The sequence below is a fragment of the Salmonella sp. 2018103 genome (genome assembly GCF_026247685.1).
Taxonomy (GTDB): domain Bacteria; phylum Pseudomonadota; class Gammaproteobacteria; order Enterobacterales; family Enterobacteriaceae; genus Salmonella; species Salmonella enterica.
In genome coordinates this window covers 2320842-2343409 of sequence record NZ_CP111029.1, presented here as the reverse complement: position 1 = coordinate 2343409, position 22568 = coordinate 2320842, and the positions used below count along the sequence as shown (strand labels likewise).

Below are 22568 nucleotides of genomic sequence, written 5' to 3'. Positions count from 1 at the left end.
CGTAACAGGAAGAGATATATGAAATCACGTGCAGCAGTTGCTTTTGGTCCCGGTCAGCCGCTAAAAATTGTCGAGATTGACGTTGCGCCGCCGAAAAAAGGCGAAGTTCTGGTCAAAATCACCCATACCGGCGTTTGCCATACCGATGCTTTTACCCTTTCCGGCGATGATCCGGAAGGCGTATTCCCGGCAGTCCTGGGTCACGAAGGCGGCGGCGTGGTAGTCGAGGTCGGCGAGGGGGTCACCAGCCTGAAACCCGGCGACCATGTTATTCCACTGTATACGGCGGAATGCGGCGAGTGTAAGTTCTGTAAGTCCGGTAAAACTAACCTTTGTCAGGCCGTACGCGCCACTCAGGGAAAAGGGCTGATGCCGGATGGCACTACCCGCTTTTCTTATAACGGCGAACCCGTTTATCACTATATGGGAACCAGCACGTTCAGCGAATATACCGTTTGCGCGGAAATTTCTCTGGCGAAAGTGAACCCGCAGGCGCCGCTGGATAAAGTGTGTCTGTTGGGCTGCGGCGTGACGACTGGTATTGGCGCCGTCCATAACACCGCTAAAGTGAAAGCGGGCGACACCGTTGCCGTTTTTGGTTTAGGCGGTATTGGGCTGGCGGTTATTCAGGGCGCGGTTCAGGCTAAAGCCGGGCGTATTTTAGCTGTCGACACGAATCCGGAAAAATTTACGCTGGCGGGCGAAATGGGGGCTACGGACTTTATTAATCCGAATGATTACGACAAACCGATCCAGGACGTTATTGTTGAGCTTACTGATGGCGGCGTAGATTTCAGTTTTGAATGTATCGGCAACGTTAACGTGATGCGAGCGGCGCTGGAATGTTGTCATAAAGGTTGGGGCGAAAGCATTATTATTGGCGTAGCGGGGGCAGGGCAGGAAATCAAAACCCGTCCCTTCCAGCTAGTGACTGGTCGCGTCTGGCGTGGCTCCGCTTTTGGCGGCGTGAAAGGGCGCACGCAGCTGCCAGGGATGGTCGAAGATGCGATGAACGGTAAAATCCGTTTAGATCCTTTTATTACTCACCGCCTGCCGCTGGAGCAGATTAACGATGCCTTTGAACTGATGCATCAGGGTAAATCCATCCGTACTGTTATCCACTTTAGCGATAACTGATTCATCCGCCAGCGGATTTTCCGCTGGCGCTTTTCTGAATTTTCTGGAATGAATGTTGTGAAAATGTGACGAAGGCGATGCTTTTCGCGATAAGCAAACGTCACGAAGTGCCGATGACTATCTAACGGGCGTGTTTTACGCATAAAACTTACAAGAGAGTCGACGGTCATGGGCAACACATTCTCGATGCAAGCCTCGCATAAACTGGGCTTCCTGCATCATATTCGGCTGGTTCCGCTGTTTTCCTCCATTCTCGGTGGCATCCTTCTTCTTTTTGCTTTGAGCGCCGGGCTGGCAGGCTATTTTCTGTTACAGGCCGATCGCGATCAGCGTGATGTCACGGACGAGATTCAGGTACGGATGGGATTATCCAACAGCGCTAACCACTTACGTACCGCACGTATCAATATGATCCACGCTGGCGCGGCGAGCCGGATTGCTGAAATGGATGAAATGAAAGCCAATATTGCCGCTGCGGAAACGCGGATCAAGCAGTCTCAGGACGGCTTTAACGCTTATATGTCCAGAACGGTGAAAACACCCGCCGATGATGCATTGGATAACGAGTTAAACGCCCGTTACACCGCCTATATCAACGGCCTGCAACCGATGCTGAAATTTGCCAAAAATGGCATGTTCGAAGCGATCATTAATCATGAAAACGAGCAGGCAAAACAACTGGATGCCGCATATAACCATGTCCTGTTGAAAGCGATTGAACTGCGCACCGAGCGGGCGAGACTACTTAGCGAGCAGGCTTACCAACGTACCCGGCTCGGTATGATGTTTATGATTGGCGCATTTACGTTGGCGCTGGTATTGACGTTAATGACCTTCATGGTGCTGCGTCGCACGGTGATACAACCCTTGCAGCAGTCTGCGTCACGTATCGAACGCATTGCGGCGGGCGATCTGACCATGGCTGACGAGCCCACAGGACGCAGTGAAATTGGTCGTCTGAGTCATCATCTTCAGCAGATGCAGCATGCGTTGCAACAAACGGTAGGGGCGGTGCGTCAGGGGGCGGAGGAAATTTATCGAGGCACCAGCGAAATTACCGCCGGTAATACGGATTTATCTTCTCGTACTGAACAGCAGGCTGCCGCCATTGAACAAACCGCGGCCAGTATGGAACAGTTGACGGCAACCGTTAAGCAGAATGCGGATAATGCGCATCACGCCAGCAAACTGGCGGAAGATGCTTCCGGTAAAGCCAGTCGCGGAGGCCAGATGGTTTCCGGGGTCGTACAAACGATGGGGAATATTTCCACCAGCTCGAAAAAAATCTCGGAAATTACCGCCGTCATTAACAGTATCGCTTTCCAGACCAACATACTGGCGCTGAACGCGGCGGTCGAGGCGGCACGTGCCGGGGAACAAGGACGCGGTTTTGCGGTGGTCGCCAGTGAGGTTCGTACCCTCGCCAGTCGCAGCGCGCAGGCGGCAAAAGAGATTGAAGGCTTGATCGGCGCATCGGTCAGCCTGATTGAACAAGGATCTGAAGAGGTTATCGCTGCGGGGAGCACCATGAATGAGATTGTGGATGCCGTCAAACGCGTCACCGATATTATGCTCGATATCGCGGCAGCCTCTGATGAGCAAAGTCGCGGTATTGTTCAGGTCAGTCAGGCGATTTCTGAGATGGACAAGGTTACGCAACAAAACGCGTCGCTGGTCGAAGAGGCGTCCGCGGCGGCGGCTTCGCTTGAAGAACAGGCCGCCCGCTTGACGCAAGCCGTTGATGCGTTTCATTTACAGGATACTGGCGCGACGATGCGATCATCCTTCCTTTAATGAGCCTCGCGCCAGCGGGCTATTTTAGCCGCGGGCGCGTTTAATGCCCGACAGCCGCTATCACAGCGGCATCGATTTACGGATCGCCGCAATCAGCATTTGCGCCCCGGTTGAGAGCGGGATATCAACTCGCGTAAGAATACCTATCGGTTCGCCTGCGCTCTGGGTCGGCACGGGTAATGAGACCAGCGTTGCCTGGCGAAGATCTTCTTTAACCGCGCCAGAGGGGACGAACCAGACGTAATCGTAATCTACGGTCAGTTGTCGTGATAACGATGCGGATAGCGTTTCGATACATCCGGCAGGCATTTTACACCCCTGGCTTTGCAACAGGGCTTCCGCATTCTGGCGCGGTACCGTGCCTTTTGGCGAGACGACTACCGGCCATTCCATAACCCGACTGAGCGTGATCGTCTCCTGTAACAGGGGATGACCGGGGCGTACCACTAATTTAAGCGATTCTAAAAACAGCAGTTCGTAATTTAAACCGCCCATTAATTCCGGGTCTGACATGCGGCCAATACCCAGATCGATCTCGCCTGACTTGAGACCCGCAAGCAACATCGTATTGTTCATGGTCGCGACCTGTAACGAGGTCGATTTTTGCTGTTGATGGAACCGCCCAATAGCCGCCGGGAGTATACCCAGCGCAGCGGTGGGGAGCGCGCCAACACGCACCACATCGGCGCTGGCGTCCTCTTTGCGATTCAGCGCCTGCCCGGCGGTATTCAATGCATCTAATACTTTTACCGCATGAGTCAAAAATTGTTCGCCAGGAACCGTTAATTGCGCGCCCAGTCGCCCGCGTTCGAACAGACGGGTTCCGGTGAGTTGTTCCAGTTCGTTCAGCGTTTTAGAAAGCGCTGGCTGGCTCAGGTTAAGGGTTTCAGCCGCGCGCCCCAGCGTTCCCTGTTGCGCAACGGCGACAAATGTATGAAGGTGGCGCAACCGAATGCGCTGACTAAACAGACCATTTTTTTCCATAAGCGATGTTAAAAACAGAGCCGTGCGGGTGACAAGTAAAGTTGTTTGTTTTTGATAACCTGATAGCAAAATATTATTAACATTTTACCATTTCAAGTTACAACTGTTTTATTTTACTGATGATTCAACTGCCGTTAAGCGTGTTAAGCCGCGATCTGGTTGGGGATACGCCAGCTCATGTCAATCCGTCCTACACAATGAATTCAGGCCGGATCACAGTTTGTAAATTCTTCTCCCCGGAATGGATGAGGTTTTCTACACTCCAGGTAACATTCACTGGAGGCATGACATTATGGCGAACACCATCACGGCAGATGAGATTCGGGAACACTTTTCGCAGGCAATGTCGGCAATGTACCAGCAGGAAGTTCCGCAGTACGGTACGTTACTGGAACTTGTGGCTGACGTGAATCTGGCGGTGCTGGAAAATAATCCCAAACTGCATGAGCAGTTGGCTAATGCCGATGAACTGGCGCGATTGAACGTGGAACGACATGGCGCCATTCGTGTTGGAACCGCAGAAGAACTTTTTACCTTGCGTCGGATATTCGCCATCATGGGGATGTACCCAGTAAGTTATTACGATCTCTCTCAGGCGGGCGTGCCTGTGCACTCCACGGCATTTCGTCCCATTGACGAGGCTTCGCTCTCGCGTAATCCCTTTCGCATGTTCACTTCGCTATTACGCCTGGAGCTCATTGAAAACGCGGCATTACGCCAGCGGGCGGCGGAAATCTTATCGCAGCGGGATATTTTTACATCGCGCTGCCGACAATTGCTGGATGAGTACGACGAGCAGGGCGGTTTTAGTGCTGCTCAGGTCGAAGAGTTCGTCCGTGAAACGCTGGAGACTTTTCGCTGGCATCGTCAGGCTACCGTTGATGAAGAAACGTACCGCAGCCTGCATCGTGAGCATCGTTTAATTGCCGATGTGGTCTGTTTTCCGGGATGTCACATTAACCATCTGACGCCGCGTACTCTGGATATCGACCGGGTACAGGCCATGATGCCGGAGTGCGGCATTACGCCTAAAATTCTTATCGAAGGTCCGCCTCGCCGCGAAGTGCCTATTCTGTTGCGGCAAACCAGTTTCAAAGCCCTGGAAGAGCAGGTGCTCTTCGTTGATGAAAAGCAGGGTACGCACACGGCGCGCTTCGGCGAAATTGAGCAACGTGGCGTCGCGCTGACGCCAAAAGGTCGTCGATTATATGATGAACTATTGCACAAGGCGGGAACGGGTAAGGATAACTTCACGCATCAACTCCATTTGCAGGAGGTCTTTAACGCCTTTCCGGATAGCGAATTTCTGCTTCGCCAGCAGGGGCTTGCCTGGTTCCGCTATCGCTTAACGCCTTCCGGCGAGGCGCATCGTCAGGCGATTCATCCTGGCGACGATCCGCAGCCGCTTATTGAGCGCGGTTGGGTGATCGCGCAGCCGATTACCTATGAAGATTTTCTTCCGGTCAGCGCAGCCGGCATTTTTCAGTCGAATTTGGGAAATGAAACGCTGGCCAGAAGGCACGGTAATGCCAGCCGCGACGCCTTTGAACAGGCGCTGGGATGTGCAGTACGGGATGAATTTTCGTTATATCAGGAAGCGGAAGAACGCAGTAAACGCCGTTGCGGTCTGCTTTAAAAGCGGTAAGCTTCACAGGCTGTGAGGATACTGTAAAAGGAAGGCGTTATGTTGAATCCCTCCATCCCGCTGGTGGCGACGCGTCACGGTAAAATCGTGGGCGTCGTACAGGAAGAAATCCATATCTGGCGCGGTATACCTTATGCCGCGCCGCCAACAGGGGAGCTACGCTGGCGTGCGCCGCAGCCTGTTACGCCCTGGCAGGATGTGCGCCAGGCGGATTGTTTCTCCTGCGCCAGTTGGCAGGATATTACCTGGTGTCGTGAACTCGGCGGCGGCGATCCGGGAAATTTTTCCGAAGACTGCCTCTATCTGAACGTCTGGGCTCCCGCCGTGCGTCATGAACCGTTGCCGGTCATGGTCTGGCTACACGGCGGCGGTTACACTATTGGCGCGGGGAGTTTGCCGCCCTATGACGGACATGCGCTGGCGAAGCGCGGCGCGATCGTGGTGACGGTCAATTATCGGCTTGGCCATCTGGGCTTTTTCGCGCATCCGGCGCTGGAAGGCGGAGAGGCGGAGTGTATTCATAATTTCGCTTTACTCGATCAAATCGCTGCGCTGCGTTGGGTGCAGGACAATATTGCCGCATTTGGCGGCGATACGCAGAATGTGACGTTATTTGGCGAATCCGCCGGCGTCCGCAGCGTGCTGTCGTTGATGGCTTCGCCGTTGGCGAAGGGGCTTTTTCATAAAGCGATTATTCAGAGTGGTTATACGCTGCCGGATACGCCCCGCGAGGTGGCGCTAAAAAAGGCGTTGCGCTGGCAGAACATCTTGGCTTAGCCCATGCCACTGCCGAACAGCTACGCGCTTTACCGGCAGAGACGTTTTGGCCGCTGGACGCGCCTTTTAAAATTGCGCCGACGCCGATTTCCGGCGACGTCGTGCTGCCGCATCCGATGCTGGAAACCTTCTTTGCGGCGAAACAGCATCCGATACCGGTGATGATCGGCTCGAATAGCGATGAAGCCAGCGTATTGGCAGTTTTTGGCGTCGATATTGCCGGTCAAATTCAAAAAATGCGCCGTGAGCGGCGTGTTGGCCTGGGGTTAATCCGGCTGCTTTATCCTGGAGTGAAAGGCGACGAAGCACTAGGGCGGCAGGTCTGTCGGGATATGGTATTTACCACGTTGGGTTATGTCGTCATGCAAGCGCAGCAGCGGATCGGCGAACCGTGCTGGCGTTACTGGTTTGATTATGTCGCCGAAGCGGAGCATAACACCTACGCGAATGGCGCCTGTCATGGCAATGAAATACCGTATGTATTCGATACGTTAACGCGGGCTGAGCCCACATGCCATTATGTGAATGAGAATGACCTGGCCTTTGCCTCGCAGGTGGCGGATTACTGGGTGAATTTCGCTCGTCATGCCAGCCGCACGCGCGACGTGCTGCACGGCCCGGTTCGCTGGCCCGCCAGCATTCGGGGGCGAGATCGTCTGTTGCGGATGGGGCTGAACAAACTTGCCGGTTTTAAAGTGGAAAACCGCTTTATGCGTGCGCGTCTGGCGCTGTTTAAACGAGTCATGAAACATCACGTTAGTCTGGAATAAACTTTTCATAACCTGAAGAATGCTGCGTGAGGTTTACATCCGATTCGGTCGGTTCTTATCGACATAAAATATTTACGCTTTTGCACAGTTTCCAGGCGACCAACAATTGGATTATTAATGAATTTTGTCTAGAGTGAGCGGTCAGAAACGGGCACATTCTTGCTGCTGAAAAAACCAGCGCGGGACCATTCACAAGACCAGAAGGACTCATTTTCAGGTATGAATCGTAGACGATTTATTAAAGGTTCAATGGCAATGGCCGCCGTGTGCGGTTCCAGCGGTATTGCTTCACTCTTTTCTCAGGCGGCGTTTGCCGCGGAATCCGATATTGCGGATGGTAAAATTGTCCGTTTTGATTTTGCTGGTCTGCAATCAATGGCCCAGGCGTTAGCGAAAAAGCCCTGGGGCGGCGCGCCGGGCCCCTTGCCGGATACGCTCGCCAATCTGACGCCGCAGGCCTATAACAGCATTCAGTATGACGCGGCGCATTCACTCTGGAACGGTGTTGCCAACCGGCAGCTCGATATTCAGTTTTTCCACGTAGGGATGGGCTTTCGTCGTCGCGTACGCATGTTTTCCGTTGATACGACGACGCATCTTGCTCGCGAGATTCATTTTCGCCCGGAACTGTTTAAATACAACGATGCCGGCGTCGATACGACGCAACTGGAAGGGCAGAGCGATCTCGGTTTCGCCGGTTTCCGTGTCTTTAAAGCGCCGGAACTGGCGCGGCGCGATGTCGTCTCCTTCCTGGGCGCCAGTTATTTCCGGGCGGTAGATGATACTTATCAGTATGGCCTGTCGGCTCGCGGGCTGGCGATAGATACCTATACTGACGGTCAGGAAGAGTTCCCTGACTTCACCGCATTCTGGTTTGACACCGCGAAGCCGGGCGATACTACGTTTACCGTTTACGCTCTGCTGGACAGCGCCAGCGTGACGGGCGCGTATAAATTTGTGATTCATTGCGAAAAATCGCAGGTAATCATGGATGTAGAAAACCATCTCTACGCCCGTAAAGATATTAAGCAACTTGGCATTGCGCCGATGACCAGTATGTTTAGCTGTGGGAATAATGAACGCCGGGTATGCGACACCATTCATCCGCAAATTCACGATTCCGATCGGCTGGCGATGTGGCGGGGTAACGGCGAGTGGATTTGCCGCCCGCTGAATAATCCGCAGAAATTGCAGTTCAATGCATATATGGACGATAACCCGAAAGGGTTCGGCCTGCTGCAACTCGATCGCGATTTCTCGCATTATCAGGATGTGATGGGCTGGTACAACAAACGTCCGAGCCTGTGGGTGGAGCCGCGCAGTAAGTGGGGGAAAGGCGCGGTTAGCCTGATGGAGATCCCAACCACTGGCGAAACTCTGGATAATGTGGTCTGTTTCTGGCAGCCGGAAAAAGCGATCAAAGCCGGGGATGCGCTGGCGTTCCATTATCGTTTGTACTGGAGCGCGCAGCCGCCGGTACAATCGCCGCTTGCACGGGTCATGGCGACCCGTACAGGGATGGGCGGATTTCCCGAAGGTTGGGCACCGGGCGAACATTACCCGGATAAATGGGCGCGCCGTTTTGCTATTGATTTTGTCGGCGGCGATCTGAAAGCGGCCGCGCCAAAAGGCATTGAGCCGGTAATTACGCTCTCCAGTGGCGAGGCGAAGCAGATTGAGATCCTCTACGTAGAGCCTTTCGACGGTTATCGTATCCAGTTTGACTGGTATCCGACCTCGGATTCTACGGCACCGGTGGATATGCGTATGTTCCTGCGCTGCCAGGGGGAGGCTATCAGCGAAACATGGCTGTATCAGTATTTCCCGCCCGCGCCGGATAAGCGTCGTTATGTCGACGATCGTATCATGCGTTAGTCAGTTTGCCTTCTGTACCGCCACAAGGGCGGTACAGGTTGCGGAAATTGCCCTGGCATAAACCCATTCGTGAGCCGCTGTTTTTGTGACACGGCCTTTCCATCGTTCTATTTTTGCAACAGTCCTTCCTGTTTATCCCTCTCGATCCTGCGGACAGGGAACATTAAGATAGCTTCACCTTATTTAAGATATAAAGTGAATATAATGAAAAAGAGTTTTCTTGGTGCTGTCCTGTCTCTGGGTTTATTAAGTGCTGCTCATGCAGATGTATATAAATTTGATAATATGCATACTAATGCGGTATTTAATATCGATCATTTCCAGACCTCAACCAATCATGGCGGGTTTTATGCTATTAGCGGCGAACTGAAATATCAGCCGGAAAAGCAAGTCGCAGAGATGCGTGTGACGATTCCTGTGAGCGCCTTAAATACCGGGGTGGATGCGTTTGATAACCATATCCGCAGTAGTGATATTCTGGATGCGGAAAAATATCCAGAAATAGTATTTAAATCGACAAAATGGCATTTTGAAGATAATAAACCGGTTTCTATTGACGGTTTGCTAACAATGAAGGGAGTAACTAAGCCCGTTACCTTAACCACCACCAAGTTTGGCTGTTATATGAGCCCGATATTCAAGGCGCAGGTTTGCGGTGGTGATTTTGTCACGCAAATAGATCGCACCCAGTGGGGTGTAGATTATCTGGTCGATATGGGGATGACGAAAGTTGTCGATATAAAAATCCAGGCAGAAGCGGTTAAGCAATAAAGGGAATGATGATGAAAACTAATCACCTCATTCGGGTAGTGGCCTCGCTGGCGATGTTAGCAACGTCAGGCCTGGCTTATGCTGAAGAGTACAAAGCCAGCACGGACGAAAAAGCAATAAAAATGACGAACGTAGCCTCTCTGGAAGCGCGCGTTCAGGCCAGAATGGAGAAAGGGGCATTTGGTTATATTCGCGGTGGAGCCGAAGATGAGAATAACCTTCGCAGCAACACCGAAAGCTTTGACAAAAAATATATTATGCCGCGCGTATTACAGGGCATTGAGTTAAAAGAGATCGATTTATCAACGCAGCTACTGGGTATTCCGCTTAAAACGCCTATAATCCAGGCACCGATGGCAGCGCAGGGCCTGGCCCACGCCTCCGGAGAGTTGGCGACGGCGAAAGGCATGGCGCAGGTCGGTTCGATTTTCTCGTTGAGTACTTATGGCAACAAGACCATCGAAGAGGTGGCTAACGTTTCCGGGAAAAATCCGTTCTTCTTCCAGCTTTATATGAGTAAGAATAATCAATTTAACGAATTTATTCTTGCACAAGCGGTAAAGCATGGCGCTAAAGCGATTATTCTGACCGTAGATTCGCCTGTCGGTGGCTATCGGGAAGAAGATATTAAAAATAACTTCCAGTTCCCGTTGGGCTTTGCAAACCTGGAAATGTTCGCCAGAAAAAATGACGATGGTTCAAAAACCGGCAAAGGGGCAGGGATAAGTGAAATTTACGCGCAGGCTAAACAAGCCTTTACGCCGGAGGATATTGCCTATGTACATCGTATTTCCGGTCTGCCGGTTATCGTAAAAGGCATTCAGTCGCCGGAGGATGCTGAAATTGCTATCCAGGCCGGGGCCGCAGGAATATGGGTTTCTAATCATGGTGGTCGTCAATTAGACAGCGGGCCGTCCTCATTCGATATGCTTCCTGCGATTGCAAAAGTTGTCAACAAGCGAGTGCCTGTTATTTTTGACAGCGGAGTACGCCGTGGTTCGCACGTATTCAAAGCGTTAGCCAGCGGAGCGGATATTGTGGCGGTTGGCCGGCCTGTATTATACGGTCTTAATCTTGGCGGCGCTCAGGGTGTGGCATCAGTGATTGAACAGCTAAACAAAGAGCTGACAATTAACATGATGTTGGGTGGCGCCAGGAATATTGAACAAGTGAAAACGACACGCTTGTTAACTGAAAAAGAGCTGCCCCAGTAATATAAAGGTCGGGTACTATACCCGACCTTTTCCTGTATGATTTCCCTCAACAACGCTTCCGGTAGAAAATGACGCGCTCTGTTTCCTCAAATCCTAACGCCTGGTGAACTTTCTGGGAAATTGTATTTTCCGGCGAGGTATCGGAGGCCATTTCCCGACACCCTTTATTCGTTCCCCATCGTTGCACCGCTGCAATCAATTGTTTCGCTACGCCGCGTTGACGGAACGAGGGGAGAACAAAAATACCTTCAAGGAAAACCACGGGCGAACTGTCACAGCCATTGACATAATCGTGGCGGATTGAGGCATCCGCAAAGCCAATCGCCACCCCGTCTGCCATCGCAATAAATGATGCCAGATGATCGGTTTGCAGAATTTCTTCGCCGTCCGCCAGATGGGCGTCGTCCGGGTGACCAGGCCAGAGCTGTTTTCGCAATCCGCGCCAGTGCTCCAGATGGGTTTTGTTCATGTGCCTGATGTCCATTAACGCGCTCCTGATGAGGGGTCTGACATGATGAGACGGCATCCCGCCTGCTGATAACGTCGGGCGATAGCAGACGGGAGCGCACTGTCGCTAAGAATGGTAGTAATACAGGACAGCGTCGCCACCGCATGGGGTTCTACAGTATCAAACTTTGAGTGATCGGCCATCAATATGACCTCGCGTGAGCGCTGAATAATGCGCGTTTTAACGCCCACTTCAAACATGGTAGCGTTGGTGATGCCCGTTTCAATCGACAGCGCATCGCAGGAGATAAAGGCGCGTTCAACGGCAAAGGCGTTAATCATCTCCAGCGCCAGACTCTCGCCCACCGAAAAGTAGCCGGGGCGGATCAGTCCGCCGATAATGTAGCTCTCTACGTGTGGGAAGCCACCCAGTTCATTAGCGATTTTGATGTCATTGCAAATGACTTTTACTTTGGCGTCAACCAGACATTTTGCCAGTTCCAGACAGGTGGAGCCGGAGTCGAGAAAAAAGCAGTCTCCATCCTTGATGAACGTGCGGGCGAGGGCAGCGATTTCGCGTTTCGCCTCGCTTTGTAACGTTCGCTTAACGTCAAAAACATATTCTTTATCTTCCGTACTGTCGTCGAAGTCAATACAACCATGGCCGCGAACCATTCCGGGATAACGGCTGGCGATATAGTGAAAATCCCGGCGCACGGTTGCCTCTGCATAGCCAAAAAGCTCAATAGCTTGTTGTGTTGAGAGGTGCCTGTGTTGCCAAAGGTAATGCAACATCTGTTTGATACGGTCGGGGCGCTGTTGGCTCATCAGCATATGACTCCTTTATAGCGCGGTGAATTGTGACAACGTCACATCATAGTTCGCCGTCGTGAATAACGCCCGGCCAATCACCAGATGCTGTGCGCCTGCGGCGGCAAGCAGCCGTGCGGCGCGAAGTGTAATACCGCCGTCCGCCCAGCATTCCGCAGCAGGGAAATGCTCTCTGCTTTGGCTCACTTTTTCACACATCGTGGCGATAAATTGCTGCCCGCGCCCGTCGGGTTCGCTGGTCATGATCATCAGCGCATCCAGTTGCAATGCCAGATAACGATAAGGCAATAGCGGCGTTGCCGGGTTAAGCGCCAGTCCTGCTTTCGCCCCGATAGCGCGAATATCCGCCAGAATCTCCGAGGGGTTTTGCACGCTTTCGGCATGAATGAAAATCCAGCCGGGGCGGATAGCTGCAAGCCAGGGTAGCCAGCGTTGCGGTGATGAGACCATCAGGTGAAATGAGAGCGGATGGCGAGTGTGTTGTGCGACTGCCTGAATGGTTTTCATACCGAAGGTAATATTGTTGATGAAACTGGTATCTTCGATATCCAGATGCAGCGAGCCGAGAGGCGCATCGTGTAAAGCGGTCAACGCCTCGGCATAGCGCAGCGGATCGGCGGAGGCCAGTGAAGGGTGCAGGATCATCGGAACCTCCATCAGCGCAATGCGGTTAATTGCGCGAAAAGCGCGGCGTCATTTGGCGCATCTTGCAGCATCGCGACGCTTTCCGGCGAGTCGAGCCACTGGCTGATGCGTTGAATGGTGCGAATATGTGCTTCAGCATCCGTGGCGCTGGCGCAAAGCAACAGCCAGATGGGATCGCAATCCGCATTGCCGAAAGCGACCGGCGTTGATAACGTAGTGACGCTGATTTGATTATGGTTGGCGCCTTGCTCCGGTCTGGCATGGGGCAGCGCAATCCCCGGCGCGATAAGATAATATGGCCCCCATTTAAGGGTGTTCTCAATAATACCGTCCAGGTAGCAGGGGGCCGCCGCGCCGAAGGTAATCAGCGGACGAACGGCGATATCCAGCGCGTGTCGCCAGTCGCTGGCATGGCGTTGCGCCTGAACCCACTTAACATCATTAATCATCGATCGTTGACTCCTTGCCGGTTCGGGTTACTCTGAAACCGATCCCCGGCGTGTCTTTTGGCGAAGGCGACGGAGATCGGCAGAAGAGTTATCGCTCTCTGCAGGGGATAAGCGTTTTGCTTATCCCCATTTTATTGTCGGATATGGCGTACTTTCTCCATAAACTTCGCCACGCGCGCCTGGTCAACAAAGTTGGCGAAGACGCCGTCTTTTTTAAACGTGGTTGCCGTTACGCATCCGTCGGCAATGCAGAGCTGCTCCTCGACGTTTTCCAGACACACCCCGGTATTCGCCAGCACGACCGTGTCGGGGACGGTCTCTTTTACCCGCTTCAGTATGGCGCTATCCGTGCGAGCGCCCGCCGTCAGCCCTGAGACGCACAGAGCATCGGGGTTATTGTTAAATACGGTCGATTTCGCAATTGAACAGACATCTCGGTTTCCCAGATACACCGCCGCTTCCGGCACGATGTTAAACAACGTTTTCACGTGGCCTGCGCCGATGCGATGCTGATGGCGAATGGTTTCGCCGACATTCGTATCCCAGACGCCAAAATCGCTGGCGTAAGCGCCGGTGAAAATTTCGCGAATAAATTTTGCGTCGGTCGCCATTGCCAAATCAAACGAGGCCACAGGGTCCCACAACACGTTTACCCCAAACGGTACGCGGATTTCACTCATTAACTGACCGATGATTCTTGCCATCGCGGCGGTCGTTTCCGGTCTGACTTTCGTTAAATAAGGCAGACTAAATTCGTTGGAGAACATCACCGCATCCACGCCGCCATTTTGTAGCGCCATTAAATCGTCATGGGCGCGGTCAATTACCCAGTTCATGCCTTTCCTGGTATCGAACCCGGGATCGCCCGGCAGCGCCCGTAAATGGCACATGGCGATAACGGCTTTTTCTGTTCCTATTACCTCTTTTAGCCAACTCATTCTGGGTTGCTCCTTATTCCGGTAGTTCACGTTTACGTAAGACAAGTATGATGCTGGCGACAATGCCGACCACAATAACCACGCCAATCATGCCCAGCGACATCAATTCAGATATTGACCAGCCAAACATATTTCCCACCGACAGCGCGGTAATTTGCGCGTTTTCAGCGGCGAAGCTAAAGCCGCCTTTGAGCGCCATATCGGTAAAGTACGGTGCGAACTGGGTGGCGATCAGCAGAACGGTAATCATGACAATGATGCCGCTGAGCAGAGTACGAATCAGATCGCCGCGATGAATAACCGTGGCCATGCAGATAAAAAACGGCGCAACCGGTAAATCAGCCAACGGCAGGACTTTATTGCCCGGCAGTATGCTCGCCAGAATTAACATGATGGGAATTAACAGCAGTCCAACCACGATGGTGGTCGGGTGGCCTAACGTCACTGCGGTATCCAGACCGATAAAGACTTCGCGCCCTTTAAAGTGTTTCTGGAAGAACTTACGCGCGCCGTCGGAAATGGGCATTAATCCCTCAACGATAAGGCGAATCATGCGCGGAAACAGCACCATAATCGCCGCCACGGTAATCATTAAGGTTGCGCACCCTTTAAAGCCTTCGCCTGCGGCAAGTCCGAAGATCAGCCCGAGAACAACGCCAATGATCACCGGGTCGCCGACCATCCCATACCGTTTTTGGATCTCCTGAGCGTCAATATTGCGTCCTTTCATAAACGGTATTTTTTCGTATATCGCATCCAGCAATACGAACAACGGCACGGAACTGGAGCCATACCCTTGCGGAATAGAAATCCCTTCCAGACCCACAATGTTCTGTACTCGTTTCGCCGTCCAGTCGGCCATTTTCAACGACAAGGCGGCGTGACAAATCGCGCCCAGTACGCCATAAATCAGACTGCCGGTCATCAACTGGACGATCGTTCCGGTAATGGCGTAGTGCCAGTAGTTATAAATATCAACGTTCATGGTTTTGGTCAGACGAGTCACCAACATACCGACGTTGAGCAGAAAGATAACGGGAATGATCATAGCGCCGATGGCCGTCGCATAGCCGACGCCGGACGCGGGCCCGGCGCCGACGTCAAACACATGCAGCGTCAGGCCAAAACGCTCAATCATCACTTTAATCGGCGGACTGAGACTGTCGATCGCCATGACGATCACCAACCCCATGCCGACAAAACCGATGCCGACCGTCACCCCGGCTTTCACCGCCTGCAGCCAGGGAATACGAAAGATTAAACCGATGATAATCATAATGATGGGCACAAAGACGGTGCCGCCGAGAGACAGGATGTAATCAAACATAATGCCCCCTTTATTGTGTTAACAGCGCCTTGATTTCTTGTTTTAATGCGTCGTCGTTGATGCCTGTCAGCAGGGCGGCGCCGTTGAGCGTCGGGATGCCATAGTCACTGTGCGTACGCATGGACGTTACGATGAGATCCATACCGTTACAGTTCAACGGGATCTCATTCAGACAACATTGCGCCGTGGTTGCCGCAATGCCTTGCTCCGCAAGAAAGTCCTGCAGTTTTTGTGCAATCATGGTTGATGTCGACATGCCGGTACCACATGCCACAAGGATCTTTTTCATCATGGTCGTGCCTCTTGTGTAGCGCCTGTTTCAGGCTCAATGGGAAACTGTTCTGGCGACATATTGGCCAGCGCAGTCAGTAAACGGATACAATCAGCCAGGTCGCGCAGGCTGGCGACTTCGGCTGGCGAGTGGGTATAGCGGCAGGGAATAGAAAGACTGGCACAGGGAATACCGTCCAGTTCAACCTGAATGTAGCCGGTTTCGGTGATGACGCCTGGCGCGACTTCTCGCTGTACGGGAATATTATTTTCGTGCGCGGTGGTCTCCAGCATCCGCAGCAAACGCGGCGGCGTAATCAGTCCCGCCAACGTACCGCGTCCGTGATAGTTCAGACAGGTGATGCCGACGCCGTGGTTGACCCGCACATCCGAGTAATCCTGCAGGTCAGGCGTGTCGCAGGATGGGGTGATATCAATACCAATCGCCAGGTCGGGGCGCACGCGTCGTAAAACGGGAATAATGCCGCGAATATTGAACTCTTCCTGCACCGACGCGACCAGGAATACCGCGATATCGAGCGGTGTGGAGGCGAGGGCCTCGGCGACGCCCAGTAGCGCCGTACACCCCAGCCTGTCATCCAGCGCCTTACTGCATACCAGGTCGTTGCCCAGACAGTGCGGCGGGTTGTAAAGGGTTACTGGCGTCCCCACCTGAATACCCATTCGTTCGGCATCCGCTTTATCTTTTGCGCCGATATCAATCCAGAGTTTATCGAGAGCGGGAGGCTGGGTGCGCTCGTCACCCTTCGCGAAGTGATATGCTTTAATACCGATACAGCCCATGATATCGCCTGAACGTCCGGCAAGCGTCACAATCGAACCGGGCATAGTAATTTGCGCCGGGCCGCCCACGCGTTCAAAACGTAAAAAACCGGAGGGTTCGATCTTGCGTACCATAAAACCCACTTCATCCATATGCGCAAAAATCATCAGGCGAAGCGCGTCGGATTTATCGCTGCCATAACGGGCGACGACATTGCCCAGGCGATCCCGCCAGACGTCTTTGGCCTGCTGTTCAAACGCGTGCTGCATAACGTTTGCAATACTGCTTTCATGTCCTGAAATCCCGTTTAGCCGCAGTAAAGAAAAAAGCGTTTCCTGCACAGAAAAGGTCATTGGCGTCTCCGTGGTGATAAAACAATCAGTCGTTGAGCGTTTTATAGGCGGAGAATGGTTGGATAAGTGTGAAATGTGTCACGCGGAAATACGCTAAATAGGGCCAATAAAAAATAATGTGATGGCGATACAATAAAAACGCTCATATCACCTGCGGGTTATCGGTAAACCAGGCTATTTATGTGATCACGACCAACAACGAAGAAGGGCAACGCGATGGTGGAAATTATTCCTGTTAGCACGACGCTGGAACTGCAAGCGGCAGATGAAAGTCATGTTCCGGCGCTGCACCAACTGGTACTCAAAAACAAAGCGTGGCTACAACAGTCGCTCGACTGGCCGCAATATGTCACGTCGCAGGAGGAAACGCGTAAGCATGTGCAGGGTAATATACTGTTGCACCAGCGTGGTTACGCCAAAATGTACCTGATTTTCTGCCAGAATGAGATGGCGGGCGTACTCTCATTTAATGCCATCGAACCGATAAACAAAGCCGCCTATATCGGTTACTGGTTGGATGAGTCCCTCCAGGGACAAGGGATAATGTCGCAATCATTACAGGCGCTGATGACACATTATGCCCGGCGCGGCGATATTCGGCGCTTCGTCATTAAATGCCGCGTTGATAATCAAGCCAGTAATGCGGTCGCACGGCGCAACCATTTTACGCTGGAAGGCTGTATGAAACAGGCCGAGTATCTTAACGGCGACTATCACGACGTTAATATGTATGCCCGCATTATTGATGCGGATTAAAGGGAACCGACTAAGGGGGTACGCGTAATACGATCCTCGCCATTGATCACTTTTGGGCCGCGCAGGTGAATAGTATTGCCGTCAAACGCTATCACCGCCGCCCGTCCGCTAATCTCGACCTGGTGCTCAATCAGAATTTCGCCCTGTATACAGGCATGGCCTTCAATCAGCACGCGGTCGTCCAGTAAAATCGGGCCTCCGCGTACCTCAGCATGTCCGCCTACCAGCACATGATGTTTTAACACACAGTTGCCTTCGATTAACGCATGTTCCGCTACCTGCGAGCTGTAGCGAAGGGTAGGGATCGCATCTTCCGCTGTACCGGCGATAACCCGCGCATGGCCATAGACTTTGGCGCAGTCACAGATCCAGACATTATTGTCTTTGTTGCCTTCGATGAGCGCGAAATCAAAGACCTCCGCCCGGTGCTCAATAAAAGCGTGTGTGATAGTGGCGTCGCCATAAAGCTGTACCTGATGGACAATCCGCGAATGGCTCAGGGTGGCGCGATCGTAAATTTGTAAAATCTGCGCATGTTCATGCGTTAGTCCCTGAACGGCGAGAATTTCTGACTGGTTTAACACGCGGGCATCGCCATAAATCGCACACTCTCCGCGCACGGAAGAGGACTGAATGGTGACGTTGTCACTTATCCGTGCGCCATCGCTGATATCAGCGCGATCAATCCAGACGTTATCGCCTATTCGCACGTTATTGTAGAGCGTGCACGGCTGCGTGATACGCGCATTACCCGTAATTTCCGTGCCCGCAAAGGCCATCGCGTTTTCATCATAAATCCAGCAATCCCCCTGTTGTGACAGCACATTATCGGCATCAACCCAGCCGCCGGAGGTTCCGGCTTTAACATCGTTAAAATCCGTTACGGCAATAACTTGTCGTAATAAGACGCTTTTCTTCTCACCGTCTACCTGATAAGTAAAAGCACGAGGTTCTTCACTCAGTCGATATTTGGTCATAGGGAAATTCCGTGTGAACGATTAAGATAACCGTAGCAAAGGTACTGGCGAAACAACCAGAAATTCCATAAAATGCATTTAAAATATACTTTATAAATTAAACAAAATGCGTAATCACAAGCAGAGCGATCGTGTGCTCAATCTGCCTGCGGGCTATTTTGGCATCGTCCTTGGCACTATCGGTATGGGATTCGCCTGGCGTTATGCCAGCCAGATATGGGCAATAAGCCACTGGCCCGGCGACATCATGGTGATCCTGGCGATGATTATTTGGGCACTCTTGACCCTGGCGTTCCTTAGCCGTCTTGTGCGCTTTCCCCATAGCGTGATGGCTGAAGTGCGACATCCGGTAATGAGCAGTTTTGTCAGCCTGTTTCCCGCCACCACGATGCTGGTCGCGATCGGTTTCGTTCCCTGGTATCGCCCGTTGGCCGTTGCGCTATTCAGCGTGGGGGTCGTCATACAACTGGCGTATGCCGCCTGGCAGACGGCGGGACTTTGGCGCGGAGCGCATCCGGAAGAAGCGACAACCCCGGGGCTTTATCTGCCCACGGTAGCGAATAATTTTATCAGCGCCATGGCCTGTGGAGCGCTCGGTTACAATGATGCCGGACTGGTGTTTTTAGGCGCAGGCGTTTTTTCGTGGTTAAGTCTGGAACCGGTTATTTTGCAGCGACTGCGTAGCTGCGGCGAATTACCGGCGGTACTGCGTACGTCGTTGGGTATCCAACTGGCGCCCGCGCTGGTCGCCTGTAGCGCCTGGCTGAGCGTCAATGGCGGGGAGGGCGACACGCTGGCGAAAATGCTATTCGGCTACGGTCTGTTACAACTTTTATTTATGCTGCGATTAATGCCCTGGTATTTATCACAACCGTTTAATGCTTCTTTCTGGAGTTTTTCGTTCGGCGTTTCCGCGCTGGCGACCACGGGGTTACATCTTGGTCACGGTAGTGAATCAGGGCTTTTCCATATTCTGGCCGTCCCGCTGTTTATTTTCACTAACGCTATTATCGCCTTATTGCTGGTTCGTACATTTCTATTGCTGGTGCAGGGGACGTTGCTTATTCGCACTGAGCGCGCTGCACTGTTGAAAACGGAGGAAAAAAATGACCGTTCGTGACGAAAATTACTTTACTGAGAAATATGGATTAACCCGCACGCATTCGGATGTGCTGGCGGCGGCAAAGGTTGTCGCGCCGGGCCGAACGCTGGATTTGGGATGCGGCAATGGCCGCAATAGTCTGTATCTGGCCGCGAACGGTTATGACGTTACCGCATGGGATAAAAATCCGGCCAGTATGGCTAACCTTGAGCGTATTAAAGCGGCAGAAGGGCTGGATAATCTGCAAACCGACATTGTCGATCTGAATACATTGACCTTTGACGGCGAGTACGATTTTATTCTCTCGACGGTGGTTATGATGTTTCTTGAGGCGCAAACCATTCCCGGTTTAATTGCCAATATGCAACGCTGCACAAAACCCGGCGGGTATAATTTGATTGTTGCGGCAATGGATACGCCGGACTTTCCCTGTACGGTGGGATTCCCGTTCGCTTTTAAAGAAGGCGAATTACGCCGCTATTACGAAGGATGGGACATGCTGAAATACAACGAAGATGTCGGCGAGCTTCACCGCACGGACGAAAACGGCAACCGTATCAAACTGCGCTTTGCTACGATGCTGGCGAGAAAACCGGCCTGACCGATGCAAGTTCTGTAAGTCTCGCTGCGTTCGGCATTTTTTTGTCGGGCGCCGCGTTCAAATTGTGCTGTCGTTACCATTTTTAGTGCATCCAGAATGATTTCGTTTTGCTATTATTTCCTTTGCATCATTGCGAAGACTAAAGGGATCGTTTCATGCGTACTCATACTTTATTTAAAGTTGCAGTGCTTACTGGCTTGCTGGCGTTATCCGGCTGTGCGTCCAAAGTCACACAGCCGGATAAGTATTCTGGATTCTTAAAAAATTATTCGGACCTGCAGGAAACTACCTCCGCCACGGGAAAACCGGTGTTGCGCTGGGTAGATCCACATTTCAATGACTCTAACTATGACAATATTGTTTACAATCCGATAACGTACTATCCCGTCCCCAAGCCAACGACCCAGGTCGGGCAGCAAGTTCTTGATAAACTGCTGGCTTATACGAACAGTAAAGTAAAATCAGCAATTGAACAGCGCAAACCGCTGGTCACGACGCCAGGGCCGCGCAGTTTGATTTTCCGCGGGGCGATTACGGGCGTGGATACCAGCAAAGAAGGGCTACAATTCTATGAGGTAATCCCTGTAGCGCTGATTGTGGCGGGCACGCAAATGGCGACGGGCCACCGAACCATGGATACCCACCTTTATTTTGAGGGTGAGCTGATAGATGCCGCGACCAACAAGCCGGTCGTCAAGGTAGTGCGCCAGGGTGAAGGTCAAGACCTGAGTAATTCCAGTACGCCAATGGCGTTTGAGACGTTGAAACAGGTCGTGGATGATATGGCGACGGATACCTCTATGTTTGACGTTAACAAAAAATAGTTCTGCGGCGCCATCGCAAGATGGCGCAAACCCCGGCAGATTAGCGGTCGCCATCAGCCAGACAACGATGGGCGGCGCGTTCTCGTTAATACAGCGTAGCCTATCCCGCCAGCGATCAACCCCCAGAATGCCGATCCGATGCCCATCAGCGTTAGCCCGCTGGCGGTGACGAGAAATGCGATAACTGCCGCGTCACGCTCATTTTCGTGAGTAAGCGCCTGATACAGGCTACCGCTAATCGTACTTAACAGTGCCAGACCAGCCAGCATTTGCACCCAGCTAACCGGCAGGGCGACCATCAGCGCGGTTATCGAACCGCCAAACCACCCGGCAAGTAAATAAAAAACGCCTGCGGCGGCGGCCGCTAACCAGCGACGCGTTGGATCGGGGTGCGCGTCCGGGCTTTGACAAATGGCGGCTGTAATGGCGGCAATGCAGATAGAATAAACGCCAAATGGCGAAAGCAGCAGCGCCAGCAATCCGGTAAAAATCATTAACGGAGAGACAGGAAGCTGATAGCCAGACGCCTTCATTGTGGCGACGCCGGGGGCGTTTTGCGATGCCATCGTCACCAGAAAGAGCGGTACCGCGACGCTCAGGCTTTGCGCGAATGAAAAGTGGGGGGGAACGAAGGTGGGCCACACCGGCGCGAAATGAATACCGCTCATCGCCACCTTACCCTGGATGAGCGCCACCGTTATTCCCATCACCATGGCAGCAATAACGGCATAGCGGGGCGCGAATACTTTAAAGAGTAGCCACGCCAATAGCATACCGCCGCACATGACAAACTCTCCGTTGAGCGTCCCGAACGCCTGCAGGCCGAAGCGTAGCAGTATTCCCGCCAGCATTGCGGCGGCAAGAGAATGGGGGATTATCCGCATCAAACGCGCAAACAATCCCGTGACGCCGCACAGCACAATCAGGGCATTGGCGACAATGAATATGCCCACCGCGTCTGGCAACGATAATCCCTGAAGCCCTGTTACCAACAGAGCGGCGCCAGGCGTTGACCAGGCGGTTAAAACCGGCGCACGATACCACAAGGTTAACGTTAGTGTGCTTATGCCCATGGCTATACCGAGGGCGGTCATCCAGCCGGCGATCTCTGCGGGTGTTGCGCCAGCGGCGAGCGCCGCCTGCCAGATAATGGCGGCGGAACTTGCATAGCCGACCAGAACGGCGACCAGACCAGATAATACAGTAGGTAACGGCAGTGATAACAGACGCATGATCGCCTCTTGTGCGTTATAACGGTCAGTCAATGTAGCATTGTGCGTTATAGCGTACAAGTGAT

21 protein-coding genes and 1 pseudogene are annotated in these 22568 nt (G+C 52.7%); 11 read left to right on the top strand and 11 right to left on the bottom strand.

What is annotated here, in order from left to right; translation table 11 throughout:
• The first annotated feature begins 18 nt into the window (after positions 1-18).
• Together OLG56_RS11345 and OLG56_RS11340 are read left to right on the top strand one after the other, a co-directional pair.
• Entirely contained in the window at positions 19-1137 is a 1119-nt protein-coding gene (locus OLG56_RS11345; protein WP_000842142.1) for an S-(hydroxymethyl)glutathione dehydrogenase/class III alcohol dehydrogenase, read from the top strand.
• Positions 1138-1305: 168 nt separating this feature from the next.
• Complete coding sequence (locus tag OLG56_RS11340) at positions 1306-2931, top strand: methyl-accepting chemotaxis protein (RefSeq protein ID WP_000528501.1); 1626 nt, start codon at positions 1306-1308, stop codon at positions 2929-2931.
• Positions 2932-2991: 60 nt separating this feature from the next.
• Here the strand turns inward: OLG56_RS11340 and OLG56_RS11335 are convergent, their stop codons facing one another.
• Positions 2992-3915 carry a LysR substrate-binding domain-containing protein gene (locus tag OLG56_RS11335; protein WP_000414259.1) on the bottom strand — a complete coding sequence of 308 codons (924 nt, stop codon included), beginning with the start codon at positions 3913-3915 and terminating at the stop codon, positions 2992-2994.
• Positions 3916-4207: 292 nt separating this feature from the next.
• Here OLG56_RS11335 and hglS point away from each other — a divergent pair, with 292 nt between their 5' ends.
• From hglS to OLG56_RS11310, 5 genes and pseudogenes are all read left to right on the top strand, one after another.
• Positions 4208-5551, top strand: a complete 1344-nt coding sequence (hglS, locus tag OLG56_RS11330) for a 2-oxoadipate dioxygenase/decarboxylase HglS (protein ID WP_023212383.1) — start codon at positions 4208-4210, stop codon at positions 5549-5551.
• Positions 5552-5599: 48 nt separating this feature from the next.
• Positions 5600-7107, top strand: a pseudogene (locus tag OLG56_RS11325) (carboxylesterase/lipase family protein).
• 219 nt (positions 7108-7326) lie between these two features.
• Positions 7327-8982 (top strand): glucan biosynthesis protein D, encoded by a 1656-nt coding sequence (locus tag OLG56_RS11320; RefSeq protein WP_023136772.1) that lies wholly within the window; start codon positions 7327-7329, stop codon positions 8980-8982.
• A 195-nt stretch (positions 8983-9177) separates the two neighbouring features.
• Positions 9178-9753, top strand: a complete 576-nt coding sequence (locus tag OLG56_RS11315; protein ID WP_072102258.1) for a YceI family protein — start codon at positions 9178-9180, stop codon at positions 9751-9753.
• Positions 9754-9764: 11 nt separating this feature from the next.
• Complete coding sequence (locus OLG56_RS11310) at positions 9765-10967, top strand: lactate oxidase (protein WP_000856051.1); 1203 nt, start codon at positions 9765-9767, stop codon at positions 10965-10967.
• Positions 10968-11013: 46 nt separating this feature from the next.
• Here OLG56_RS11310 and aac(6') read toward each other — a convergent pair whose 3' ends face one another.
• The 8 genes from aac(6') to OLG56_RS11270 form a co-directional block, all read right to left on the bottom strand.
• The gene (aac(6'), locus tag OLG56_RS11305) at positions 11014-11451 is read right to left on the bottom strand and encodes a cryptic aminoglycoside N-acetyltransferase AAC(6')-Iy/Iaa (protein WP_053258911.1); all 438 of its coding nucleotides are present in this window, start codon (positions 11449-11451) and stop codon (positions 11014-11016) included.
• A complete protein-coding gene (locus OLG56_RS11300) occupies positions 11451-12242 on the bottom strand; it encodes a DeoR/GlpR family DNA-binding transcription regulator (RefSeq protein ID WP_001670738.1) in 792 nt (263 codons plus the stop codon). Before OLG56_RS11300 ends, aac(6') begins: the two co-directional genes overlap by 1 nt.
• A 15-nt stretch (positions 12243-12257) precedes the next feature.
• Positions 12258-12890, bottom strand: a complete 633-nt coding sequence (locus tag OLG56_RS11295; protein WP_000600604.1) for a ribulose-phosphate 3 epimerase family protein — start codon at positions 12888-12890, stop codon at positions 12258-12260.
• An 11-nt stretch (positions 12891-12901) separates the two neighbouring features.
• Positions 12902-13339, bottom strand: a complete 438-nt coding sequence (sgcA, locus tag OLG56_RS11290) for an SgcA family PTS sugar transporter subunit IIA (RefSeq protein ID WP_000606458.1) — start codon at positions 13337-13339, stop codon at positions 12902-12904.
• 131 nt (positions 13340-13470) lie between these two features.
• The gene (gene sgcQ / locus OLG56_RS11285) at positions 13471-14277 is read right to left on the bottom strand and encodes a BtpA family protein SgcQ (RefSeq protein WP_000118615.1); all 807 of its coding nucleotides are present in this window, start codon (positions 14275-14277) and stop codon (positions 13471-13473) included.
• A gap of 13 nt (positions 14278-14290) precedes the next feature.
• Complete coding sequence (gene sgcC, locus OLG56_RS11280; RefSeq protein ID WP_052942673.1) at positions 14291-15604, bottom strand: PTS sugar transporter subunit IIC SgcC; 1314 nt, start codon at positions 15602-15604, stop codon at positions 14291-14293.
• A gap of 10 nt (positions 15605-15614) precedes the next feature.
• Positions 15615-15896, bottom strand: coding sequence for a PTS sugar transporter subunit IIB SgcB (gene sgcB / locus OLG56_RS11275; protein ID WP_000976132.1), 282 nt, complete (start codon positions 15894-15896; stop codon positions 15615-15617).
• A complete protein-coding gene (locus OLG56_RS11270) occupies positions 15893-17011 on the bottom strand; it encodes a M42 family metallopeptidase (RefSeq protein WP_000144623.1) in 1119 nt (372 codons plus the stop codon). Before OLG56_RS11270 ends, sgcB begins: the two co-directional genes overlap by 4 nt.
• Positions 17012-17227: 216 nt before the next feature.
• Between OLG56_RS11270 and rimL the strand changes: the two genes are divergently transcribed.
• Positions 17228-17767 carry a 50S ribosomal protein L7/L12-serine acetyltransferase gene (gene rimL, locus OLG56_RS11265; RefSeq protein ID WP_000229293.1) on the top strand — a complete coding sequence of 180 codons (540 nt, stop codon included), beginning with the start codon at positions 17228-17230 and terminating at the stop codon, positions 17765-17767.
• Here rimL and ydcK read toward each other — a convergent pair.
• Positions 17764-18744 carry a YdcK family protein gene (ydcK, locus tag OLG56_RS11260; RefSeq protein ID WP_000170583.1) on the bottom strand — a complete coding sequence of 327 codons (981 nt, stop codon included), beginning with the start codon at positions 18742-18744 and terminating at the stop codon, positions 17764-17766. The two genes, rimL and ydcK, sit on opposite strands and share 4 nt — an antisense overlap.
• Before the next feature lie 106 nt (positions 18745-18850).
• Between ydcK and tehA the strand changes: the two genes are divergently transcribed.
• From tehA to OLG56_RS11245, 3 genes are all read left to right on the top strand, one after another.
• Entirely contained in the window at positions 18851-19864 is a 1014-nt protein-coding gene (tehA, locus tag OLG56_RS11255) for a dicarboxylate transporter/tellurite-resistance protein TehA (RefSeq protein ID WP_001243996.1), read from the top strand.
• Positions 19851-20447, top strand: coding sequence for a tellurite resistance methyltransferase TehB (tehB, locus tag OLG56_RS11250; RefSeq protein ID WP_000218275.1), 597 nt, complete (start codon positions 19851-19853; stop codon positions 20445-20447). The genes tehA and tehB overlap by 14 nt, the downstream gene beginning before the upstream one ends.
• Positions 20448-20602: 155 nt before the next feature.
• A complete protein-coding gene (locus tag OLG56_RS11245) occupies positions 20603-21271 on the top strand; it encodes a DUF3313 domain-containing protein (RefSeq protein WP_001259021.1) in 669 nt (222 codons plus the stop codon).
• Between the two features lie 53 nt (positions 21272-21324).
• On the opposite strand, the gene OLG56_RS11240 is transcribed toward OLG56_RS11245, so the two are convergent.
• Positions 21325-22503 (bottom strand): benzoate/H(+) symporter BenE family transporter, encoded by a 1179-nt coding sequence (locus OLG56_RS11240; protein ID WP_001238500.1) that lies wholly within the window; start codon positions 22501-22503, stop codon positions 21325-21327.
• Between the last annotated feature and the right edge of the window lie 65 nt (positions 22504-22568).